The 18471-nt window shown below is 41.2% G+C and carries 15 protein-coding genes; 9 read left to right on the forward strand and 6 right to left on the reverse strand.

All coding sequences use genetic code 11. The features are described from left to right. Window positions 1-2325, forward strand: a complete 2325-nt coding sequence (locus tag EHS15_RS08060; protein ID WP_135760038.1) for a sensor histidine kinase — start codon at window positions 1-3, stop codon at window positions 2323-2325. On the opposite strand, the gene EHS15_RS08065 is transcribed toward EHS15_RS08060, so the two are convergent. Further along, window positions 2309-3121, reverse strand: coding sequence for a magnesium transporter MgtE N-terminal domain-containing protein (locus EHS15_RS08065; RefSeq protein ID WP_135760039.1), 813 nt, complete (start codon window positions 3119-3121; stop codon window positions 2309-2311). The two genes, EHS15_RS08060 and EHS15_RS08065, sit on opposite strands and share 17 nt — an antisense overlap. A 91-nt stretch (window positions 3122-3212) precedes the next feature. On the opposite strand from EHS15_RS08065, the gene EHS15_RS08070 reads away from it, so the two are divergent. Continuing rightward, window positions 3213-4415 (forward strand): glycosyltransferase family 39 protein, encoded by a 1203-nt coding sequence (locus tag EHS15_RS08070; protein ID WP_246051964.1) that lies wholly within the window; start codon window positions 3213-3215, stop codon window positions 4413-4415. Next, window positions 4412-5248, forward strand: a complete 837-nt coding sequence (locus EHS15_RS08075; protein ID WP_135760041.1) for a 1,4-dihydroxy-6-naphtoate synthase — start codon at window positions 4412-4414, stop codon at window positions 5246-5248. The genes EHS15_RS08070 and EHS15_RS08075 overlap by 4 nt, the downstream gene beginning before the upstream one ends. On the opposite strand, the gene EHS15_RS08080 is transcribed toward EHS15_RS08075, so the two are convergent. From EHS15_RS08080 to EHS15_RS08095, 4 genes are all read right to left on the reverse strand, one after another. Next, window positions 5234-7744 carry a discoidin domain-containing protein gene (locus EHS15_RS08080; RefSeq protein ID WP_135760098.1) on the reverse strand — a complete coding sequence of 837 codons (2511 nt, stop codon included), beginning with the start codon at window positions 7742-7744 and terminating at the stop codon, window positions 5234-5236. The two genes, EHS15_RS08075 and EHS15_RS08080, sit on opposite strands and share 15 nt — an antisense overlap. A 52-nt stretch (window positions 7745-7796) precedes the next feature. Continuing rightward, window positions 7797-8714 (reverse strand): helix-turn-helix domain-containing protein, encoded by a 918-nt coding sequence (locus EHS15_RS08085; protein WP_135760042.1) that lies wholly within the window; start codon window positions 8712-8714, stop codon window positions 7797-7799. A gap of 346 nt (window positions 8715-9060) precedes the next feature. Then, window positions 9061-9888, reverse strand: a complete 828-nt coding sequence (locus EHS15_RS08090) for a ParB/RepB/Spo0J family partition protein (RefSeq protein ID WP_135760043.1) — start codon at window positions 9886-9888, stop codon at window positions 9061-9063. Next, window positions 9872-10624, reverse strand: coding sequence for a ParA family protein (locus EHS15_RS08095; RefSeq protein ID WP_135760044.1), 753 nt, complete (start codon window positions 10622-10624; stop codon window positions 9872-9874). Before EHS15_RS08095 ends, EHS15_RS08090 begins: the two co-directional genes overlap by 17 nt. 200 nt (window positions 10625-10824) lie before the next feature. On the opposite strand from EHS15_RS08095, the gene EHS15_RS08100 reads away from it, so the two are divergent. Together EHS15_RS08100 and EHS15_RS08105 are read left to right on the forward strand one after the other, a co-directional pair. Next, window positions 10825-12174, forward strand: coding sequence for a helix-turn-helix domain-containing protein (locus EHS15_RS08100; RefSeq protein WP_246051965.1), 1350 nt, complete (start codon window positions 10825-10827; stop codon window positions 12172-12174). Between the two features lie 6 nt (window positions 12175-12180). Continuing rightward, window positions 12181-13188, forward strand: a complete 1008-nt coding sequence (locus EHS15_RS08105; protein ID WP_135760045.1) for a hypothetical protein — start codon at window positions 12181-12183, stop codon at window positions 13186-13188. Between the two features lie 37 nt (window positions 13189-13225). Here the strand turns inward: EHS15_RS08105 and EHS15_RS08110 are convergent, their stop codons facing one another. After that, window positions 13226-13546 (reverse strand): hypothetical protein, encoded by a 321-nt coding sequence (locus tag EHS15_RS08110; RefSeq protein WP_135760046.1) that lies wholly within the window; start codon window positions 13544-13546, stop codon window positions 13226-13228. 240 nt (window positions 13547-13786) lie between these two features. Here EHS15_RS08110 and EHS15_RS08115 point away from each other — a divergent pair, with 240 nt between their 5' ends. From EHS15_RS08115 to EHS15_RS08130, 4 genes are all read left to right on the forward strand, one after another. Next, entirely contained in the window at window positions 13787-14221 is a 435-nt protein-coding gene (locus tag EHS15_RS08115; RefSeq protein WP_246051967.1) for a phosphatidylinositol phospholipase, read from the forward strand. 913 nt (window positions 14222-15134) lie between these two features. Further along, window positions 15135-15350 (forward strand): hypothetical protein, encoded by a 216-nt coding sequence (locus EHS15_RS08120; RefSeq protein WP_135760100.1) that lies wholly within the window; start codon window positions 15135-15137, stop codon window positions 15348-15350. 455 nt (window positions 15351-15805) lie between these two features. Next, on the forward strand, window positions 15806-16909 hold the full coding sequence (locus EHS15_RS08125; RefSeq protein WP_281277622.1) for an MBOAT family O-acyltransferase: 1104 nt from the start codon (window positions 15806-15808) through the stop codon (window positions 16907-16909). 13 nt (window positions 16910-16922) lie between these two features. Next, window positions 16923-18470 carry a hypothetical protein gene (locus EHS15_RS08130; protein WP_135760048.1) on the forward strand — a complete coding sequence of 516 codons (1548 nt, stop codon included), beginning with the start codon at window positions 16923-16925 and terminating at the stop codon, window positions 18468-18470. Window position 18471: the final 1 nt, after the last annotated feature.

Raw genomic sequence — 18471 nt, forward strand, 5'->3', positions numbered from 1 at the left:
GTGATCAATATTTGCATTACCAGCCGGCTATCTTCCCTTCCCATCGTAATTGCTCACAAAAAAGGTTTTTTCGAAGAATTCGATACGCAAGTATCCCTTCACGTAAATACACATCATAAGGGAATTTTAGCTCTTTTAGAGGCGGGGAGAATCGAAGCAGGAGAAATTCCTACTCTTGCCTACCTTCAGGAGTCGTTCCTTAAAAAATCGAAAATCAAACGAATTTATAAAGGCCTTTTCCTATACCATTCTCCTCTTTCCTTCTATTCCAGATTCCGATTTCGGCCGGAAGATCTTACCAAAAACAAAGCCTATTTCATACCGGTTCCTCATATCAATTCCGTAGAAAGGTTGTTTACGGAAAAATTTTTGGAAGAGTACGCTCCGTCCAACCCGGTGAAAATTCGATTCACTGACACTCCCAGTTTTCTGGAAGAAAAAGAATTTCTGAAACCATCCTGTTTGGGTTTGGCGTCAGATCCGTTTATCAGTCCTTTTCTTAAAAACTACCACGACTTCAAAGAAGATTCCGAAATTCCTATCTTTCAAAGCGGCAACCTTGTTCCATCCACCTTACTCGCATTTAGCGGTGATGCGATTCTGAAAATGGGAAGAAGGGCATCAGGAGTTCTTCTTGCCGTCAAAAAAGCGATCGACTACCTGAAAGAAGCAAGTCAAACCAACTCAAGCAAACTTTGGGAAGATTTGAATCTCAGTCAATATTACCCTCACCTACGAGCAGGAGAATTAAAATCGATTTTATTCTCGCATCCGATGATGGAGAAGGGGATTTTCTCCTATCATGGAAACATAGAAGCTTTTTCCCCCTTGATCAAAGATTCCTACTTTCGATTGATCCGAAGAGTTATGACTCCGGAAGCAATCGCTCCCGTTTTGGATTTTTCCGAAATCCTGGAAGCTCTCGAACCGAAAAAACTTTTTGATGTAAGGAAACTAAACAGTTTCAAAGAAGGGGGTGCGGCCCAACAACATGCACCTTCCCTCATCAACTATAGAAAGTTAAATGCAATCCGACATTTGATCGTAGACGTGAACTCAGTGACCTTGGACATTCTGCAAGGCAACTTTCAATCGAGACTCAACACGGATGATACTTTACTTTTGGACAATCGGGTAAAGATGCTCATCAATGCGATGTTAGATTCTTTTAACTCCACTTTAGAATTACAAAAGGAAGAAATTGCGGAATTAGAAAACCTAATCTCCGTTTTAGAAATCAAACTGGATAGATCCGCAGTCGATCTTCAATATTCGGAAGAAAAATACAGATACCTCTTCGAGTTCTCAAGGGAAGCAATCGCACTTGTGGACGCGGATACTGGGAACATTCTGGAAGGAAATTATCAGTTCAGAAGCATCACTGGATATACGAGAGGAGATCTCACGAAAACCACAATTGAAGACATCATTATGGGAGATCAAATCTCACCTCAACTTCGATTCGGTTCCGATCTTTCCCAAGATACGATGTTGTCTCTTCCGGATGTGGATATCCTTTTGAAAGACGGATCCAAACTCAGTGTGGATGTAAGTTTCACATCCATCCTTCTTTCTCCTAAAAAAAGATATCAGGTTCAATTCAGACCGAACCTGGAAAGAAAAGAACAAGAAAGACTTCAGCATGAATTTATTTCCAATGTAAGCCACGAACTTAGAAGTCCTATGACCAACATCAGAGGATATCTGGAATTTTTCAAAACTGACAAAACACTGGCATATAATGCGGAACACAAAAATATGCTGGAAGTAATCGACAAAAATGCGAAACGACTCAGTTTCCTTATCGAAAATATGCTGAAACTCACCACCTCACGAGAAAAAGACGAACAAGACGAGGTGGTGGAAATATTCGATCCGACTCCAGTCATAGAGGATGTGATTCATATGAATTCACATTTGGCGAAAGGAAAACAATTGGAGTGGGAATTGAATCTGAAAAAAGGCCTTTTCCTTAAAGGAATTCGTTTCGAATTTTCTCAAATCATCACAAACCTGTACGTGAACGCACTGAAATACACATTCAAAGGGAAAGTTTCCTTATCCCTTACGGAAACAAACGGAAAAATTGCAATTACGGTAAAAGACACAGGAATCGGAATCGATCCGAATTATAAAAACCAAATCTTCGATCGTTTTTTCAGAATCCCTTCCTCGGATAATAAAAAGATCGGAGGCACAGGATTAGGACTTTCCATCGTGAAGTCCCTTGTGGAGAAAATGGGAGGAGAAATTTTCGTAGAGAGCAAACAAGGGGAAGGGAGTACATTCCGTATCCTCCTGCCCAAATCTAATATTTCTTCTTAACTTGCTTTTTGCTCTTCTTTTTAGGAAGATTTTTGGAAGGATCGGATTTCGATTTGGTTCCCGTAGATTTGGAAGATCTTCTATGATGGATTTGTTCGGGGATATTCTTAGAATCCAAATTCATCGTGGAAATCAAATGAGAAAGTTCCAACATCTCTTTTGTACCTAATAGATGCAAAAGTTCCAAAGCTTTTCCCATTCCCAGTTTCTTAAAAATCGCAAGAGAATGATCTACCGAAAAAAACTTCAATATGACAGGAAGTTCTTCGATTCCTCTTACCTTGATGAACTTTTTACAATCGGCAACGCTCATTTCGTTTACTAATTGTAAGACGGGAGGAACTCCGCATTCTTGAACCAACCATAAAAAATCCTTCATGGAAATTTCTTTTAAGAGTGCGATCGATTTAGGAACTCCCAAGGTTTTGAGAATCTCCACGCTGGTTTCCTTTCCCAAAGCCTCCGCAAGAAGTCTAACATCCGCAGGCGGAATCGAACGGGTCACTGCCGCCAAATCTTCCATGGGCAAAGAATGGATGAAATAAACCAGGTCTTCGTCCGTATTCTCACGAATCATTTCCACAAGAATTCTCTCCGGGATTTGATTCACCAGTTCTACGACGGTATTTTCACTTAATTTCTGAGTAAGAACGATGAGCCTTTCTTTCGGGACTTTCCCCGTCAGAGAAAGAAGTTTTTCATACCCTAAACTTTTCAGAATCTGAAAGGATTTTTTAGGGCCGAGTTTTTCTAGATATTGATAAACGCTCTGAATGGTAACCAGGACTTCTTTCATAAAAACCGAAACTGTGACACAAGTTTAAGGAAAGGGAAGGGAATTCCAGAGAAATTCCTTGCTTCTCTATGAATTTTTTAAAAATGGAAGGGTGAAGCGGTATTGTTTTCCCATCTCCATCCTGATTTTCCTCATCTTAGAGGGTTTACTGATTTTTGCCAAAATTTCGCCCTACGAAAACAAAATTTCTTCTCTGATCGGCATTTGGGAAGGGTTTGCGGAAATCAATCCTTATCTAGTCGATCCCGGTTTCGTTGTATTTAGGTCGGGAGGATATGACGGGCAATTTTTCTACTTTCTCGCAAAATCAATGTTTACCGACACTAATTGGGATTTGATTCTCGACTCTTATTTTTTTCGACTGCATAGGATCGGGATGTCATTCTTTTTAGGAATCTTATCCCATCTCTTCGGATTCGTAAATTACCCTTTTATCGCCATACTTACGCTAACTTTTCTCTTTTTGTTTTCCGTTTGGGCGCTTTACAGGCTTCTTCCTGAAGACAAAAAGATTCTGTCCTTATTCTATCTTTTTTCACCTTTTACCATGAATTCGAATCTCCTCTTAGTAGCGGACGGATTGTTCACATCCTTTCTAGTGATAGGAATTTATTTCCATTTCAGAAAAAAACCGTCTTATTTGATTTCTGCATTCTTTCTTTTATTGGCAGTCTTTACGAGAGAACTCGGCGCAATTGCATTGATTTCCCTTGCGGCCTATCATATAACAAATAAAAATTACAGACTTTCCCTTTACTTCCTCTTTCCTTTGGCCGCTTTCCTCTGTTTTCTGGCTTGGACAAGAACGATTTCTCCCAATCATTTGGGAACCAATCCTTTAGGATTCACTGATATGGTGGATCTGCCTCTCTTCGGATTCGTAAAAAGTTTTTATGATGAAGGAGTGTTTCATCTTTCCGGGAAAGAGGCGGTAAAACTCATTCTTTTTCTACAATTTTTCGCCGTTTCTTTGTACTGCACCCATCTAACCTATAAGAAAGTTAGAAATTCTTCTTCTCTCGTTTCCCTTATAAAAGATCAGGAATGGATTCTTATTCTTCCGATCCTCGCATCTTTAGGAGTGATCTTGTTTGCGGAACAAGGGTATTGGAGGTCCTTCGACAATCTTTCTCGTATGTTCACGATGATTTTACCTTTGTTCCTTCTGCTTCATTCCTTAAAACAAAACCTATTTTCCCGATTCTTTTTAGGATCAGGAATTCTATTATTTCTATTTTTAATCTTGAGAATCACATGGATCACCTCAGGAAAGGAGTATTATCTTTCCCCATGATTTCTATCGCTTATTCCCCATGTCCTAACGATACATTCCTATTCTATCATTTGATTCGAGCCAACGAAGACAAAACTCATCCTGTCACCGAAGAACTCTGGGACGTAGAGAACCTAAACGAGTTCGCCAAACTAGGAAAATATCCTGTCACCAAACTTTCCTTTGCCGCTTATTTTTCCGTATTGGAAAAATACATTCTACTCGAAACAGGCTCCGCTTTAGGAAGAGGCTGCGGCCCTTTAGTCGTCAGAAAGAAAGGAAACAAAACGGAGTTAAAACAAAACTCCGACATTCTAGTTCCCGGACAACTTACCACTGCCAACCTCCTTTTGTCCTTATACACAAACGGCACTCAAAAATCACATCCTCTTCGTTACGATAAAATCATCCCCAGCCTTCTCAATGGAGATGCAGATTTAGGAGTGATCATTCACGAAGAACGATTTACTTATGAAGAGAGGGGACTGGAAAAAGTAGTCGATTTGGGGGAATGGTGGGAAGAAGTCACAAAACTTCCGATCCCTTTAGGAGCGATCGCCATAAGAAGAGACATTCCCAGAGAAGACTCAATTTATTTCCAAAATCAGTTGAGAAAAAGTTTGGATCTGGCTTATACGGAACCTAAAGAAATGTTCGATTATATCAGAGAGAATTCACAAAACAAAGAAGACTCAGTAATTCGATCTCATATCGACCTTTATGTAAATGATTTCACGAAGAATTTGGGGGAGGAAGGACATAAAGCGATTCATTTACTTTATGAAAAAGCGATCCAGGCGGGATTTCTCCCACCTAACAAAATGAATCTGCCGTTGTTTTTAGGAGAAAGATAACAAACAAAGAATGGCTGCCTTGTCTCTTTTACAAGGTTCCAATGCTTTTGCCACCAACATCCCCGGTTTGATTCTGTTCGGATCCGCTTTGATCGCATGTCCGGAAGATAAGCCGGAAACAAGAAGGTCTCCCGGAACGATTCCTCCCTGCGTTGCGTCTACGTGAATCTTTGCAATTCCCATAAAAGCGACCAAAACATATTCCAACCCTTTGTATTCCTTTCCGAAGATCAAACTGGAACTTCCCACACAAACCCCGATGATATTAGTGGAGTAGGGGTGTTTGGAACGGGAAACCACGAAAGATTCATCGCTTGCCACAAGTAAATCACCCGGAGTGACTACATCCTTTCCATCCAATCGATAGAAACGAGCCACACATTCTTCCTGCCCGTCTTTGGAGAGGCGGACATTTCCGTCAAAAAGAGAATCACCTAATGCGTGTATTGCTTTGCCGGATCCGAACCATTCTTTTTCGGAAATTCCTTTTCCGTTGGCGAAAACCGCATAACCGGATTGAGATACAAACTGTCCGCCGGGAGAGGAAGCACCTACGCCTAGAACTCCTGCATTTTGGTTTTGATCTTTCCCTTTGGAAAGACCCAAAATTCCGATTTTCTCCGAAAATCCGAATACGCCCTGTCCTCCGGAAACTCCCACCACCGCAGATCCTTCGGCAGTGTTTTTTCCATAAATGATGGAATCGTTTTCTGGCGGAGGGACCATCGCTTTTGCGAAAGAACTTGTTTCTCCCGTGATACGAAGAAGTCCCTTATGAGAATTAAAATCGTGTTCTTTTTCCGCATAATTATGAGTATGCGGCCTCGGGTCTCTGCTGTCGGAAAGTCTAGGATCGTCCGCCAACACGACTCTACCAGGAACGTTTTCTCCTAATTTGGAAAGAAGTACAATCCCTTGTTTTTCAAAATCAGCGGATTGAAGTCTTTTGTCGTTTCCTTGAACAACAACTCCTTCCTTATTTTCTCCGGAATGAGCCAATTGAACGATTCCATACTGCTCTGTATTTGCCTTACGAAGTCTTTTATCATTTCCTTGAACTACAGTCTCTGCATCTTCTCCGCCGTTCATCGCCAGTTTGACGATCCCTTTGGAAGTGGTCGTAGCATCCTTGAGTCTAGGATCGTCTCCTGTAACCACTTTATCATGCGCCGTTTCTCCCGATTCGGCGAGCTGCACGAGACCTACGGATTTTTTCGTAGCAACTTTCAATCGAGCATCATTTCCTTGAACGACAACACCTGGACGAGTTTCCCCATCTAACGCAAGCTCTACGATTCCAAGATGCTCCGTGGAAGCGGTTCTCAATCTTTCATCATCGGATTGAACCACAAGGCCAGGTCTCGCCTCTCCTGATCTGGCAAGACGTACCAAACCGTGAGTGATCTCTGTTGCGATCTTCAAACGTTTGTCGTTTCCTTGAACTACAACTCCCGCCTTTTCCTCTCCGTCGGAGGCAAGTTCTACGATACCTCTATATTCGGTGGTGGCATCTCGAAGTCTTCTGTCATTCGACTGAACAACGACTCCTTCTTTCACTTCTCCATCGACAGCAAGACGAATGATCCCCGATCTTAAAACGGAAGCGTAGGGAAGGGGTTCTCTGGCTGGCCCGCCGTAGTCTTTTTTATCTGGACTGGAGTAAAGCTCCACTTCGATGACTTCGGTTATATATTCTTTTTTGTTTTGGATCTTTTCCTGTAAAAAAACAAGTTTCAAAAACCTTAAATTGACGGGAGAGAATCTCCATTTGTACCAAGTTCCCGGTTCAGACAAAAAAGAATTTTCTTCGTGTAACTGATGCCAAGTGAGATCATCTTCACTGTAATAGGCGATAAACCTTTCCGGAAAATTCGTAACTGCATCGTTTTTGGTCAGCATTCGGATCTCTTCCACCCGATTCACAGTTCCCAAATCGAAAATTAAATATTCATCTTCCGGTTCTTCCTTCTTTTTGGAAGACCAACCGTAGTCAGGTCTGGTATCGATTAAATTTTCCTTAACCCACAACCGATCCAATTCGGAGCTGGCCTGGATGGAAGAAATTCCGGTCACAAGAATTTTCAAATTCCCGAAACTGATTCGATTTTTCCCGTTATTCGCTTTGCGCGCGATTTTTGAAACGAACTTCACATAACGAGCGCTTGTAAGAGAGAACAACCATTTTGCGGACGTTTTGAACGATTTACGAAAAGCAGATTCTTGTAGGATAGGTTCCCAGTATTTTCCGTCATGAGAAAGTTCGAATCGAAATGAATCGGGAAAGTAATCCAATCCGTCCGTTCCCGGCAAAAGTTCGATTCCATTGAAATAAATCGTTTCGTTGAATTCGAAAATAATGGAAGAAAGACCGGCTTGGTCTTTTTCTTCGAAAAATGAAATAAATTCGTCGTTTTTGAGCTCAAAACGTCCGGTAGTTTTTACAGAACGAATCGGCAGCGAGTAGGGGTGACTGACTCGGATCAGGGTGTCTTTTATCATGATATTTATGCTTTTGTTCCTTCCAAAAATTACTGTTTTTCGCCAACGTCTATCGAATTTCAGAAAGGCGAGAAGGCTCTTCTTTCTCTTCAAATAGGATGAGTAGGGCTGGTTTTGTTTTTTCCGTGAAATATTTTTGAATGATTTGTTTGGAAAAACCTGTAGTTTTCGACTCTACAACCAAAACCTTGCCATCGATTTTGATTTTTGTTTTTTCCAATTCCTTCCAAGTAGAATGAGAAAGTTGTTGGCTGGCCCATTCTAAAAATCCCAACCAAGAAGCAGGATGGGGGAGGGAAGGATCGACAGGAGAATCCTGCTTAAAACTAGGCACATCTGCTTGTCGTTCCGAAATTGTTTTTTTACAGATCCCTCTTAGAAACCCAAAGTCATTTTCCATACGAAGGCTTTGTGCGTATGAGTAGGCTTGAAATGCCACTTCAGTACCAAACAAATCGATCAGTTCTTCCAAATGTCCTATTTTCTTTTCTTTTTCTTTTTTCTCAGAACCCTCGGGTTTCTCATATTGGTTTGTATTAGAAATAGTTATATTAATATGGTTTGGGGGTATTTCTCCACCCCCCTTTGTTCCGGATTCCTCCCCCTCAGAGGGGTCTGATTTTGCCTCCCTGTGAGATACGGATTTATCCCCCAGAGGGGTAATTTTGGAACCCTCATAGTGGAAGGAAAAGTGGTACCTGGTGGAAGTTCTGCCACTCCCTGGCACATGAAAGAGTAGCCCTGCTTCTGTGAGTTCTTTTTTTGCTTGTACGATTGATTTTTTGGTCTTAAATCCTGTGAGTCGCATTAAAGTTTCCGTGTTGGGCCAAACGGGTTTGAAGCTATAGTCACTGAACTTCAAAAGAACAGGGTACAGAGTTTTAGCGGCGCTAGATAGATTGGCCCAGACTCCAGAATCTATGATATCTGTCATCAGGCGAATATAAGGATGACGAAAGTCACTCATTCCACTCTCCGTTACGTACTTGCAAAAATGAAACTAATTTTAAGCAAAAATAACGAAGGAGTTGACATTATTTGACATAATGTTAATTATGTCTCATCCAACAACATTCCTTCGGGAAAACCCGACCCCCTGGTATCCAGGGGATTTTTTTTCTTTCTAAAAGAAAATGGGTATAACTTCCCCTATGTCCCCTTATGTATATAAGGTAGGGAACATAGTACTTAAATTTCGTTTACTATATTATGTCACATTGTCAAAGAAATCGAAGCTTTGTCAAGTTTGTACCCGTATTTTTCCCGGGAACTTAAAAAAAATATTCCTAAGTACTTGACTGCCAAGTACTTGTTTAGGATGTGGTCGAATCTCCGAATTTTTTAGAGAGTTCTTTGCGGATGTATTTTAGAATCTCTCCCAGTAAAATTTCGTCTTCCGAGTGGATGGTAATCGTATTTCCGGATCGTTTCAGTTTGTAATGTCCGACACTTCTTGCTAAAGAAAGAGAAGGGGAATCTGATTTGCTGCTTTTGTTGAAATCTTTTGCATCTCGAACCGTTTTGAGTTGGCCTTTGCTGTAGAGCTCTAAAAAATCTGCCAAGCTTCCTTTTTTGGAGGCTTGCGCTGCTTGAACGAGAAGATTTTTATTCTGAATGTCCAAGGATCTGCATTTTGCCAAATCCGCTTTTTCCATATTCGCAATGGAAAGAACCTCTGACATGTAACTTCTACTTTTCCCGAAAAGATCTCCTAGGTCAGCATCCGTATAGTTGTGAGTATTTTTTAAGAATAAAAGGGCGTCCACTTCCTCGTAAGGGGAGAGATTCTCTCTCTGTAGGTTTTCAATGACCGCTAGCTTATAGATTTCTTTTTGAGGGCGGTCTAAAATTTTACATTCGATTTCGTGCCAGCCCAAGGATTTTGCGGCATGGAATCGTCTTTCTCCTGCGATGATTTTGTATGAATCTTCCCCTTTTCCTTTTGCGACAACGATCGGTTGCAAAAGCCCGTCCGTTTTGAGAGAAGCGGCAAGTTCCTCGATTCCTTTTTTTCTTTCTTGTCTTGGCTGGTATTCGGAAGGTTCGATCTTTTCAATCTTGATTGTACGGATGGTTCCGTCCAAATTTTCAGATTGGTAGATGTCGGCGAGGGTTCCTAATCGTTTACTTTTTGAGCTCACGTAAAACCTCCTCTAAAAAACCTTCGTACTCTTGAGACTGACGGGAACTTCTGTTGTAGTCAAAAACGGATTTTTTTGCCAAGTGGCTCTCTCCGATGGCTACCCCGTCTGAAATCGTGTGATCAAAAATACGGAAATATTTTCCCAAGACAGGCAGGATGGTTTTTGTCAAAAGAGTCTGAGGTTTTAGTTGAGTGATCAGAGCTCCTAAAATTTCCAGTTCGGGATTGATTCTTTTTTTGATGGAAGAGATGGTTTGCTGTAAGCCCATGATCCCGTCCATGGAAAATTTTTCTGCCTGTAGAGGGATGAGAACGAAATTGGAAGCGACCAAGCTGTTGACCGTAAAGATTGAAAGAGAAGGGGGGCAGTCGATGATTGCGAAATCGAAATTATCTAATCCTGCCATTGCGTCTCTTAAGATGTAGGGAGCTTCCACTGAATTTACGGAAACCGTTTCCATTTCCGCCAAACGCAGGCTAGATGGGGCGATCCACAAATGTTCGTTATATGCAGGGAGAATGATATCTTTCATTTTCGCTGCACTTTGAAATAGATGAGAAAGATCTTTTTCTATGGTCTCAGGATTGATGAAAATACCTGTAGAGTTTGCCTGAGGATCCATATCGATCAGAAGGGTTTTGAAATTTCTTCTCGCAAGTCCCATTGCTAGATTCAAAGATGTTGTGGTTTTACCTTCTCCTCCCTTTTGGTTTGCGACTGCAATCGTAATCATTTTCTATTCTTTTCCTTCTGTTTTGGTATTGTTTCTTCAGAAAAACATGGGATCAATTGAATTTTAAAATTTCCCTAAAAAAAGAAAAATTCATCTCCCAAGAACCATTGTCGGACATCCGACATACCAAAAATTAGAAAAAACTATCTTCTGAAAATAGGTCGGACATCCGACATTCAAAGAGGTACGTACTTGACAAAGTGATTAAATTTAAACAGTTTCATAGCATGTCTGCAGGGATCGGATCCCCTTTATTTTCTAATTCTTCCGGAAGGATATGGATCGAATCCGTACTTCCTTCCGCTTGGGCCGAGTTATGTACCGGGCTCGGAGCAAGATCCGGAGTCGTTGTTTTGAAATCCGCAGACGAGGATTCCTTTTACGAAAATTCATCTTTCGGATATGGAGAAGATGGTTTCTTTTATTCCTTTTTGTCCAGAGGAGGGAAAGACTGGGAACGCCTCATGTCCTCTCCAGAGCCTGTGGTTTTCTCCGGCAGAGAATATGAAATTTTTCATTCTCAGGGAATCGCAAAGGCGGTTCGAATTCTTTCCGGGGAAGAATCGATAGGATTTATTTTGATGGAATGGGAAGAGGAATCGGGAGGGGAAGAAGATATTTTTCTCTACTTATTCTCGGAAAAAATCGGCAAGGAATGGCATCCTAAATCTAAAATTGCTACTGCATTTTCGGAAACAAAAACTCCTTCCGGAGGAGCTCCTCCTTTCCTTTTGCCTAGCCTTCCTCATTATCATTCCCGATTGGAATCTCTTTCGAGAGAAAAAGTAATCACAATCATCGGGCCTTCCGGGTCTGGGAAAAAAACATTAGCGAAATGGATTCACAACCAAATCCGCCCCCAAACTCCTTTTTTGGTTTTAGGTTCTTTGCCGGAAAATTTCGGTAAATTGGAGAAGTCTTTATCCGACTGGGGAAAGGAAGCCGGACAAGGAAGTCTTGTTTTTTTAAATTCTAAATCTCTCAGTTTAGGGCAGCAGAAAATCATCGTAGATTGGATGGGAGAAGGTTCTTTTTCCGGTCTTGTTTTTTTTCTCGATCGCCCCGAAGAGAAAGAAGAAATCCTTCCTGAATATTCCAAAATTTTACAAAAAAACCAGCTCTTACTTCCTAGTTTTGATTTCCTATCCAGGGAAGTTCTTTCTGAAATCACGGTTCAGCTTTTTCGAGATTTGGTCTTATCCCAGAATCGAAACGGATTGGAGTTGGAACATTCTGCTTTGCAATCGATCTTAAATCGTTCTTTCCCTGGAAATTTTTCCGATCTAAAAAATCTTCTTTTGTCTGCGATCCTGACTTGCAAAGGAAATGAGGTAGGATTGGAGGATTTGGAAGAGGAAATTTCGTCTGTAGATTTGGGCGTTCCGGATGCGGAAGATTTAGACTTGCGAAGGGGAATCCAGGCGTTAGAACGGCAGAAGATCCTACTGTCTATGCGTATCTTTTCGGGGAATCAGATCCGAATGGCAAAGGCGCTTGGAATTTCCAGAGGGTCTCTCCAATATAAAATGAAACAACTAGGTTTACTATAATACAATATGGAAGAAACGGTTTACGAAGAAAGGAAAACCCCTGGCGGGTTTTTGGTGAAAGTTCGTCTCTCCAAAATGACCTATGTGGTTTTTACGGATCACGGACCGGAAGTTCCTAAGGGAGCCAAAAATAATTCCATTGTTGCCATTGTCCCCAAAGTCGGTTTTTTCGGGGAAGATTTCGATATTTCTCACTTCCATTTGGGAGAACTTTCCTTCGTCAATGTGAAGGCTGGGAAAATGGTCATTCCTTACCAGCACGGATTTTCCAACGAAATCAAAACCATTTATTTGGGAACGGGGAGCCAAAGTGATGCTCTCCCTGTCGTGATTTATCATTATCGAAATAAAGAAGAATTGATGCGTGCTTGGGAAAGTGGAGAGCAGGTTCAGTTTTTGGTGGTGGATGAAGAAATTCCCCGATCTGATATGGTGACTTTCAAAATTCGATATCCTAGCTTGAACATTCTGGTCATCAAAAAAAGAATCAATACTTCCGCAGAATCTCAACAAGTTTCCCAAAAGGGGGGAGCGGAAGAAAAAGACAAAGGAATTGTGGATTATGATAAGGTTCGTGCCACCGATGTGGCCAAAAATCAGAACCTAAATATGTACAGTGAAAATCCTGTCTTTTTAGCAAGGATCCATTTGCGGTCCATGGAATTGGATAAAGTCAGACAGTTGATTTTGGACTTCCATCTTTCTTCTCAAGATGTTACATTCATCCGGACTTTTTTGGATGTAATGATTCGAAATGAAAATCAAAAGCCTGAGCTGGAGACTTTCAAAGATAAGCTCATTGCAATGAACGAAGCTTTCCGTTTGGCTGTTTTGATTCTTGAATTTAAGGTAGTAGAATTCGAATCCGAGTTGGATAAAAAATTCTCACCAGAAATTTCCAATATGATTTATGCTCTTCTTGCTAAAGAACAAGAAACCGCTTCCGAAATTGAAAAAGAAATTGTTCTTTGGGAATGGAAGCTTCGCACCAGAGCTATGATGTATGGTGGCTAAAAATCCTCGAAATTAGGCAAAAAAAGCTATCTTTTTCCTAGGAAACCTCTAGTTTTGGGGTATAACCCATGATTTTCTTGGAAAAAATAAAAAAAGTGGCACGGTTTTTGCTCAATAGCTGGCTTCCTCTAGCTGTTGCTGTGGTAATTGTGTCTCCTGTTTTTTCCGTATCTGCTGATGATCTTTCGCTTCCTATTGTTATGGAAAATGAAGAATGGGTTCTTCCCATTATGCTAGTGGATGGTGTGGAGGTTGTGGTTCTTGCCGAGGAAGAAGCAACAACTTCTATGGCGTCTTTGGAAGGGAAAACAGTTCCTTCTGAAAAAGAGATTGTATCTCCCGATTCTTTCGGCTGCAAATCGTCTCCTTCCCATCTATCGAATCATTCAAATCTTTCGTTAGCTGCATGTAAAAATACTTTCGGAGAAACCGGGACACTTTCTTTTTACGGCTCCTTATTTTTCTCCAATTTGGGTAGAAACATCGGTCTCTTGGAGAAGGGCTGTCCTTCTCTACAAAATGTAGATTCCGGAAATATGTATTCTTCCATTGCAGTAAAATCGGTTGCCAAGCCAGGTCTTTTTGCTTTCCTGGGGATATGTCCCAACCCAAGCGAATTGCCTTCCAAAAGTTTATCAATGCAATGCGCAAATTGTCTGTCGAAGTCAACGACACAGAGATTTGCAAAAGACTCGATATCCTTATGGCAACGAGTAAGGACGACCTTCCTTTGGCACAGGTCAATCAACTCCTCACGGATCCAAAAAGTTTCGATCCTAGAGCCATTCCTGAGCCCTACACGCAGTATGTCCGACATTTCATCTATATGGTCAAAAGAAACGGGAAATTGCCTGCAGACATCACCACCGGGGACAATGGCTCCTCGGAAGACAGTCTTAAGTCTAAATCTTCTGCCAATGGTGCCTCTGGCGTAAAAAAGTCACAGGTTTCCAAAAAACAAGGTTCCTCTGGAGCCAAAAAGTCCACTTCTAAAACTTCTCAAAAAACAGCTTCCAAAAAGCCCTCTAAGTAAAACCATTTCGGGAAGAACAACCTTTTTCCCGGTTTGCGTGTGCTATCTATTTAAAATTGTCTTCTAAAAGGGAATTCTTTCTAAAGTGACAAAGTTTCCTGTGCTCACTACAGGAAGAAGTTTCTGATTTTTGGCTCTCCTGAGTGCTTCTTTCGGAGCAGGCATTTTCAATCAAATTCGACTAATTTGCCTAAATTTAGGCAGATATTGGAAAACTTCTTCTGAGGTTCCTTATTTCCTCCGATCTGACCTAAAAAACTGACTATATTTGGGCAGAGATGCCGAAAATTCATCATTTCTTCAATTGACTGGTTTTGGGCGAAGCGTCTGGCCAGATATATTAATTGTCGAATCTGGGGCGGCCTTGGTTCGGCATGATCCGGATAGGGCAGACGGATTTTGGTTTGTTCTGGTTCAGAAAACGATAAATAGGCTCGTGACGGTTTCTGGGCAGGGAGGATGGAGTAGTAGTTCCTACAAAAATGGACAGGAAAAGCTCTCTTTTTTGGTCTTAAGACCACCGCCCATAGCTGGGCCTTTGTGGTAACTGCCGAGAGAAAGGCAACAGTTTTAGATCTTCGTTTTCTTCATATTTCCTAGGAAAAAAAGAGTTTTTCAATGAAGAAAAGCTGCTGGAACGAATTCCAAGAGTTTGAGAAGGGGAAAGCCGGAATGTGGTACCTACCCCACTCTTACGAAGGAGCCCAAACTACGTCATTTGGCAAAATAACCTCCTTTGAGAGAGGAAACGAAGATTCTTTTTTGTAGAGTTTATAGCAAGGAAAAGAAACCTTAAATTCCTTTAAAAATCATGACAAAATGTCATGTGTATGTGGAATGCCTGGGTATGTAAAAATGACAGGTATTGGGAAAAGGCTTTACCTTGGCCTCAGGCGGTCTTTTCTTTTCAGAAATGGCTGAAACGATACGATTGCGGGTGAAATGTCACGCATGTTCTAATTTAATTGAGGGAAGCGCAAAATATGGCGCTGGGCACTATGTTCCGGAAGGAGTTTCCTTTGAATTTGTGGCCACAGGAAAGGTAGAGGGGGCGCAGGGAAGAAGGGTTAAGGCGGAAGTGACCTGCACTTGCCCAAATTGTGGAGTAAAATGCAAGTACAATGTATAATTGCTTATTTATAAGCTATAATATGATTCATTTGTAGCATAGTAATGATTTTTTCTAGCTCAATTTTTGTACAATTTTATCTACTTGCGTTCTTTTCTTTTTGGCTGGTTCGGCTTTTGGGTGTAAATTTAGGCAATAAATGGCCTAAATTTGATTCGTCCGCTATTGAATTTTTAATCGTTTTCTTGATTATTTTTAGTCTATTTTTTTATGGATTTTCAAGCACTTCTTTTGTTTTTCTCCTTCTATGGATCTCGATTTTTGATTTTATCTCAGGAAAGCTCATTTTTTCCCTAAAATCCCTTGCCTGGAAGCGTTTTTTACTAATTCTCTCTCTCTGCAACGGCCTGGGCATTCTTGGCTTTTTTAAGTATTATGGTTTTTTTGCTCAAAATTATGCATTTTTTATAAATCAGCTAGGGTTCAATTCCTATCTACCGATTTTGGAAATGATTTTGCCGGTAGGAATCTCTTTTTATACCTTCCAATCCTTATCCTACGTAATTGATATCTACAGGGGAGAGATTTTACCGGAGGAAAAATACATTCACTATCTGTTGTTTTTATCTTTTTTCCCCCAATTGGTGGCGGGTCCTGTGGTAACTGCCAGGGAATTTCTCCCCCAATTACAGTCCCTTCGCCGATTTTCAGAAATTCCTTTTGCATTCGCCCTCTTTCTTATTTTGATCGGAGCCTTCAAAAAGGCGGTTTTGGCGGATCATTTGGCAGTCCCTTCCGACTTCGCATTTGCCAATGTCCAGAATTTGGACCCTTCTTTTCTGTGGTGGGGAATGTTTTCTTATGCAGGGCAGATCTATTGCGATTTTTCCGGTTATACTGACATTGCCCAAGGGACGGCACTTATGTTGGGATTCCGTCTTCCTGAGAATTTTCGAATGCCTTACCTCTCCCTTGGGTTTTCGGAATTTTGGACAAGGTGGCATATCTCTCTTTCTAGCTGGCTGCGTTCCTATCTCTATATCCCTTTGGGAGGGAACCGCAAAGGAAATGTTCGTACTTTAGTGAACCTGATGATCGTAATGCTTTTGGGAGGCCTTTGGCATGGGGCCAATTGGAATTTCGTATTTTGGGGAGGAGGTCATGGACTGCTTTTGATTTTGGAAAGAGGATTTCGCAATTTGAAAGGATTTCTCGAAGATAGAAACATTTGTATAAGCGGTCGTTATGCGACTGGTTTTCTCAAAATACTGGGGATCGCCTTTACCTTTTTGGCGGTTTGTTTTCTGTGGATTTTCTTTAGAAGCCCAGATTTCCATGTTTCCCTGTGCTACCTACAGGGTCTTTTTCTCAAAAACGGAGATATTTCACTTCCTCATACTTGGTTTTTGAGTTCTTCTTGGTGTTTTTTTGCGATCGTTGTCGGACATGTTTTTGGAACAAAATTCTTTACCGACAACTCTCGTTTAGAGGGAATTTTTTCAAATTGGGAACAATCAACTTGGAGAACAGTATTGCTTGGAGCCCTATTTTCATTGGCTCTAGTCGCAATCGTAGTTATGTCTGCGCAAAGTCGTCCTTTTGTTTATTTCGTATTTTGATGAGACCCGAGCGATGAAAAAAATCTTACTTCTTTCCTCCTTTCTCTTCTTCTTGTTCGGACTCGATTGGGCTTTATTTCGCAAAGGTCAATTTTTGCTTCCGAACGAATCCCCTTGGAACACGAATCATTTTTTTAATTTTTTATATGAATACAAGAGAGTTGCTGCGGAGAAAAAAACAAAACCTAGAATTCTTATTTTGGGCAGTTCCATCGCTTATTATTCTTTCGATGCCTCTCTTCTTTCTCAGGAATTGAAAAAGAATACCGGGAAAGACTTCGAAGTCGTTTATTTAGCGTATGCAGGGAACAGCCCCTTATACGTCTATTTACTCTTGGATTGGCTGTTTCCTCTTGAACCGGATCTAGTCGTTTATCCGGTGAATTTCATAGATTTTCGCCTTCACCGAACTTATGTTATGTTTCCTGGGGGCTCGAATGAAACCGTTTCCGAAGAGGCTTTGGTGCAAGATGCACTTAGTTTCGAAGAAGCCCCTCAATCCTTATGGGTCTTTCCTTGGGAGACTTTGGGAGAAGCAGGCAGTTCCATGAAATGGGAAACCAAAGCTACTTATTTGGCTTCCGGTATTTTCGGATTCCACAGGTATAAAGATATTTGGCTCACGAATCCTACCAATCTCTACCAACATCGTTTCGGAAGAAACACTAGTTATCATGCTTATGCGGGAACTCCCATTCCAGAGGGCATCAATTCATTAGGCTGGACGGGTAAAAGATTTTCCTTTTTACCTTTGGCAAAAATGCAAAAAGGTAAGGAAGGTTTTTGGATCGAAGTGACTCCTTTTCTTCTTGCGGAAGGATTAAAATCGAATCCTCCGGGGGAAGTGAGTCTTTCTTTCTCAAACGCTTCCGGTAAAACTCAAAAAATTTCCCTGCAGAAACCCGGATGGAAGAAAGTAGAATTGGATGAAAGTTTTTTCCATCCTTTGTTGCCTATCACTGCGGAACTTTCTCATGTGTGGTATGCAAATCAGGCGGAAGGCGCGTATCTGGATTATCATTATGATCCGATGGGAGTGAGGCTGCAGCAGACTTTCGGTTTGGAGCATCCTAAGGAAAACGGGCAGTACATCAGAGAACCTAGAACGGAAGATTTTCGTTACCTGCAAATGACGGATGCCGAATACGAAAGGTACTTTTACTTTCGGCTTTTGGAAGGTTTGGAGGTTCGCCCGGGCATAGGTTATTTGGTCGCATTGGAAAAGGCGAAAAAGAGAATCGCAAAGGAAAAATTTCGACCTCTCTTCCATTTGAACTATCTGAAAAAAATTGCCGATCGTTTCCGGGATTCGAAAATCCCTCTTCTCATCATCAATAATCCGGAAAATCCCATCTCTCTCGGATGGTACGAATCCTCTCCATGGTACAAAGATTATTTGGCTTATTTAAAATCTTTGGAATCCGGCAATGTACATGTCTCCGATCATCGTAGGGATCTCCCTATGCAGGGTTTTTCCGACTTCCATCATTTTACTTACTTAGGAATGGAACAAATGAATCCGATTTATGCTATAGGAATTGGAAATCTCTTTTCGAAATAGA

It is taken from the genome of Leptospira idonii, from assembly GCF_004770995.1.
Taxonomy (GTDB): Bacteria; Spirochaetota; Leptospiria; order Leptospirales; family Leptospiraceae; genus Leptospira_A; species Leptospira_A idonii.

Excerpts from the sequence above, each read along its gene's own strand:
- EHS15_RS08075 (WP_135760041.1), top strand. The coding sequence starts at position 4,412 with ATGATTTCTATCGCTTATTCCCCATGTCCTAACGATACATTCCTATTC.
- EHS15_RS08120 (WP_135760100.1), top strand. The coding sequence starts at position 15,135 with ATGGCTGAAACGATACGATTGCGGGTGAAATGTCACGCATGTTCTAAT.
- EHS15_RS08095 (WP_135760044.1), bottom strand. The coding sequence starts at position 10,624 with ATGATTACGATTGCAGTCGCAAACCAAAAGGGAGGAGAAGGTAAAACC.
- EHS15_RS08130 (WP_135760048.1), top strand. The coding sequence starts at position 16,923 with ATGAAAAAAATCTTACTTCTTTCCTCCTTTCTCTTCTTCTTGTTCGGA.
- EHS15_RS08105 (WP_135760045.1), top strand. The coding sequence starts at position 12,181 with ATGGAAGAAACGGTTTACGAAGAAAGGAAAACCCCTGGCGGGTTTTTG.
- EHS15_RS08065 (WP_135760039.1), bottom strand. The coding sequence starts at position 3,121 with ATGAAAGAAGTCCTGGTTACCATTCAGAGCGTTTATCAATATCTAGAA.
- EHS15_RS08085 (WP_135760042.1), bottom strand. The coding sequence starts at position 8,714 with ATGAGTGACTTTCGTCATCCTTATATTCGCCTGATGACAGATATCATA.
- EHS15_RS08115 (WP_246051967.1), top strand. The coding sequence starts at position 13,787 with ATGTCCCAACCCAAGCGAATTGCCTTCCAAAAGTTTATCAATGCAATG.